This is a genomic window from Mycobacterium sp., assembly GCF_049802695.1.
GTDB lineage: Bacteria > Actinomycetota > Actinomycetes > Mycobacteriales > Mycobacteriaceae > Mycobacterium.
The window spans coordinates 1-3,609 of record NZ_JBARMY010000269.1 but is presented as its reverse complement, the minus strand read 5'-3'; the positions used below and the strand labels follow the sequence as shown (position 1 = coordinate 3,609).

Annotated in this window: 4 protein-coding genes and 1 pseudogene; 1 reads left to right on the top strand and 4 read right to left on the bottom strand. The window is 69.7% G+C overall.

Features of this window, described 5'->3' with window-relative positions; all coding sequences use genetic code 11:
- Window positions 1–528, bottom strand: a 528-nt coding sequence (locus WA317_RS11020) for a Mur ligase domain-containing protein (protein WP_425173061.1), incomplete at its 3' end; no start/stop codon positions are given.
- A gap of 342 nt (window positions 529–870) precedes the next feature.
- Here WA317_RS11020 and WA317_RS11015 point away from each other — a divergent pair.
- A complete protein-coding gene (locus WA317_RS11015; protein WP_425173060.1) occupies window positions 871–2,022 on the top strand; it encodes an NAD(P)/FAD-dependent oxidoreductase in 1,152 nt (383 codons plus the stop codon).
- A 15-nt stretch (window positions 2,023–2,037) separates the two neighbouring features.
- On the opposite strand, the gene WA317_RS11010 is transcribed toward WA317_RS11015, so the two are convergent.
- The 3 genes and pseudogenes from WA317_RS11010 to WA317_RS11000 all read right to left on the bottom strand — a co-directional run.
- On the bottom strand, window positions 2,038–2,625 hold the full coding sequence (locus WA317_RS11010) for an SAM-dependent methyltransferase (RefSeq protein ID WP_425173059.1): 588 nt from the start codon (window positions 2,623–2,625) through the stop codon (window positions 2,038–2,040).
- A gap of 29 nt (window positions 2,626–2,654) precedes the next feature.
- Entirely contained in the window at window positions 2,655–3,419 is a 765-nt protein-coding gene (locus WA317_RS11005) for a PIG-L deacetylase family protein (protein WP_425173058.1), read from the bottom strand.
- Window positions 3,412–3,609, bottom strand: a pseudogene (locus tag WA317_RS11000) (acyl-CoA dehydrogenase); the annotation flags it as partial. The pseudogene WA317_RS11000 and the gene WA317_RS11005, both read right to left, overlap by 8 nt.

The window sequence follows — 3,609 nt, the reverse complement described above, 5'->3', positions numbered from 1 at the left end:
GAGCTGGGCCTGCAGCGCGGGCGCTTCCGGAGTGGTCAGCCCGCTGGAGATGTCAATGCCACCGATCCGGATCCCGATGGTGCCGATCAGCCCCGGAACGCGCCCGGCCGCGGACAAACCGGCCTCGGCGAGGTAGGTGGTGGTGGTCTTGCCGGAGGTGCCGGTGACGCCGATGACGGTGATCCGCCCGGAGGGGTGTCCGTACACCGTGGCGGCCAGTTCACCGAGCACGGCTCGCGGCGCCGGATGGACCAACACCGGCGCTGATCCGGCGTGGCCGGCGATCTGAGCAACTCCTTCGGCGTCGGTGAGCACTGCCACCGCGCCGCGTTGCACTGCGTCAGCCGCATAGCGGGCGCCGTGCGTCGTCGCGCCGGGCAGCGCGGCGAATAAGTCGCCCGGCACGCTGTCCTGCGCCCGCAACGTCACGCCGGTGATCAGCACGTCGGGCACGACTCCGCGTCGATCCGGGCCGTCCGGGACCTCCGCCCCGACCGCCGCCGCCAACACCGGTAGCGGGACGCCCATGCCGACGGCAGGGCGCAGCTCAGTGGACACCGGTGTCACCTCCTGCCGCTGTGTCACGCCGATGATCAGCGACGACACTACCCAGCATCCGGTAAACGCTTCCGCCCTGTCGTCGTCGCTTTGACCGGCCGTCACACCCGCCACATCTCTCTCCGCAGGCAGGGAGTGCCGTTGTGCCCACCTTCGAGCGACTTCGGCGATAGTCGCTGCGAGGCGGGCAAAAGGTGCCTACCTCCTGCCCCGAGAAGTAAGTGACACAAGTGGTCAGCAGGCAGGCCCGGTTGCTGATTGGAGCTGGCCGAACCGGCGTAAAGCCGCCGGCAGCGGGGTAGTCACGCAGGCGTGAGTTCACCAGGTTTGGTCATCGTCGGCAGCGGACCGGCAGGCGTGAGCGCCGCCGAGGCGTTCCGGCAACACAATTCGCAGGACACCGTTCGCATCCTGACCGACGATCCGGCGCTGCCCTACGCCCGGCCCCCGCTCAGCAAGGAATTTCTGCGCGGCGAGGCCGACGCGGCCGACGGCGAGTTGCATCCCGCTGACTGGTTCGACGACAACGGAGTCGAACTGGTCCACGCAGCAGGTGTCGACGGCGTCGACGTCACCGACTACTCGGTGAGCGCCGGCGGGACCCGTTACCCCTACCGGTGGCTGGTGCTGGCGTGCGGGGCCAAGCCGGCACCGTTCCCGGTGCCCGGAGGTGAGCAGGCGCTACAGCTGCGTTCGCTGGCCGACGCCGAGTCGCTGCGCAACGCCGCCGTCGCAGCCGATTCCGCGGTGGTGATCGGCGCGGGCTTCATCGGTTGCGAAGCAGCGGCCTCGTTGGCGATGCGGGGTGTGGCGACCACACTCGTCGCGCCGGATCCGGTGCCGCAGGCCAAGCGTCTGGGCGACGACGCCGGTCGACGCATCACCAGCCTGCTGACCGAGACGGGAGTGCGCTACGCCGGGTCGGTGTCGGTCAGCGGTCTGGACAAGGGTGCGGTCCGGCTCGACAACGGGGTGACCATCGACTGCGATCTAATCCTCGCGGCGACCGGCATCCAGCCGCAGTCCGCCCTGGCCGAAGCCGCCGGAATCAAGACCAGCGACGGCCGGATCGTCGTCGACGCGCAGATGCGGACTTCAGCTGACAACGTGTTCGCCGCCGGCGACGTCGCTTTCGCCTTCAACAACACCGCCGGCCGGCGGGTGGCGGTTGAGCATTGGCAGGACGCGGTCGACCACGGCTCGATCGCCGGCGCGGTCGCGGCGGGTCAGGCCGCCGAATGGGATGGTGTGCCGGGCTTCTGGACCACCATCGGCGAAGCGACTTTGAAGTATCACGCGTGGGGCGACGGATTTCAGCACGCCCGGATGGTGGAACGCAACGGCGGCTTCACCGTCTGGTACGAGGCCGACGGCGCGACGGTTGGTGTGCTGACCTACAACGCCGACGACGACTATGACGGCGGCGAAGACTTTATCCGGCAGCGACGCCCGATCCCCGCTTAGCCGCTCGCTGCGCGGTCAGGCAATCGGTACGCCGGTGCGGGCGGCCACCGACTCGCCGTCGGCGGTGTCGAAGACGTCGACGGCGACGTCGGCGTCCCGGTAGCTGCCGATCGAATGGAAACCGGCGGTGGCGCCGATGACCTCGTTGGCGCGATCACCCGACATCAGGTAGCCCTCGACCGGGTGACGCCAGTGCGCCGCGAGCACCGTCGCATCGGAGGCCAGCGCCGGGCATTCCCGGTCCAGCACAGCGCGAAGCGCATCAGGAGTCAGGTAGTAGCCGACTTCGGAGAGCACCAGGAGGTCGAACGGGCCGGACGGCCAACCTTCATCGAGCGACCGCTGCAGCAGCCTCACCCGGTCGCGCTCGCCTGCCGCACGCAGTCGCCGGTCGGCGCCGTCAAGCGCCGCGGCAGCGACATCAGTGGCTGTCACCCGCAGGCAGCGCTGGGTCAACAGCGCGGTCAGCACCCCGACGGAACAGCCCGGTTCGAACGCATGCCGGTAGCGCTGCCTGGGCATCAGCGCCAGGGTGATCGCATACTTGCGCTGCTCATACCAGCGGGTGCCGAGCTCCCACGGATCGGCCGACGACGCATACATCCGACCGAAGTAATCATCGGGCAGCCTGGTCAGACGAACACCACCTCCCCCACCGCCAACAGCCGGTGCACCACCGTCGGCGGCAACACCGGGGCGGCATCCGGCGTCGGCTCGATCTGGCTCGAAAAGCATTGCGCCGCGACCGTCTTGGCGGCCAGCGCCGCTGCCGTCAAGGGGATTCGACGGGCCCGGTGCCACGGCACCGCGGGGTCGTCGGGTTTGGCCCAGTGCCACATCCACACCGGGTACTCGATCAGCACCGCACCGCTTCGGGCTGCCGCGGCGGCAGCGGCGCGCCCCACCGCCTCGTGGTCAGGATGACCGTCGCCTCGCCAGGTCGCCGCACACCACCGGCCGGCCGGGAAATCGTTAAACAGGTCGGCGATTCGCTCTGTCAGCTGCTGTTCATGGCAGGCCACTGCACCGTCGGGTAATTGCAGTCGGACCGGATCGCCGGCGCCCAGCACTTCGGCGGCTCGGCGCAGCTCGGCGCGGCGCACCCCTTCGAGAGCGGCCCGACCCCGGTCATCCAACCCCGGGTAAGCGGCTCCGCCGTCGGTCACCGACACCAATTGCACGTCGACGCCGGCTGCCCGCAGCATCGCCACCGTCGCCCCCATGCCCAGCGTCTCGTCGTCGGGGTGCGGTGCGATGACCGTCAGACCCGGGCAGTCGGCGAGATCCAGTGCTGCGAAGCGGTGCTCCCAACCGGTCCACTGTTCGACGGGGGTGCCCCCGTTGGGGATCGGGCTGGCCTGCAGGCGCGCACTGGTCGACAGGGACATCTCAGGCATCAAAATCCTGGTCATGGCCGGCCGCTGCGAGCAATCCGAGTGCGGCCAGGTCGCGCTCGGCGTGGCTTTGCCGCACGTAAACAGTCAAATCCGCGACCGCGCGGGCGTGCCGCTCGTCGAGGCACAGCGGTCCGGGGCCCAGCGCCCGACCCGTCCGCTGCAGAGCCTCGTCGACCGCCGTCTCCACCAC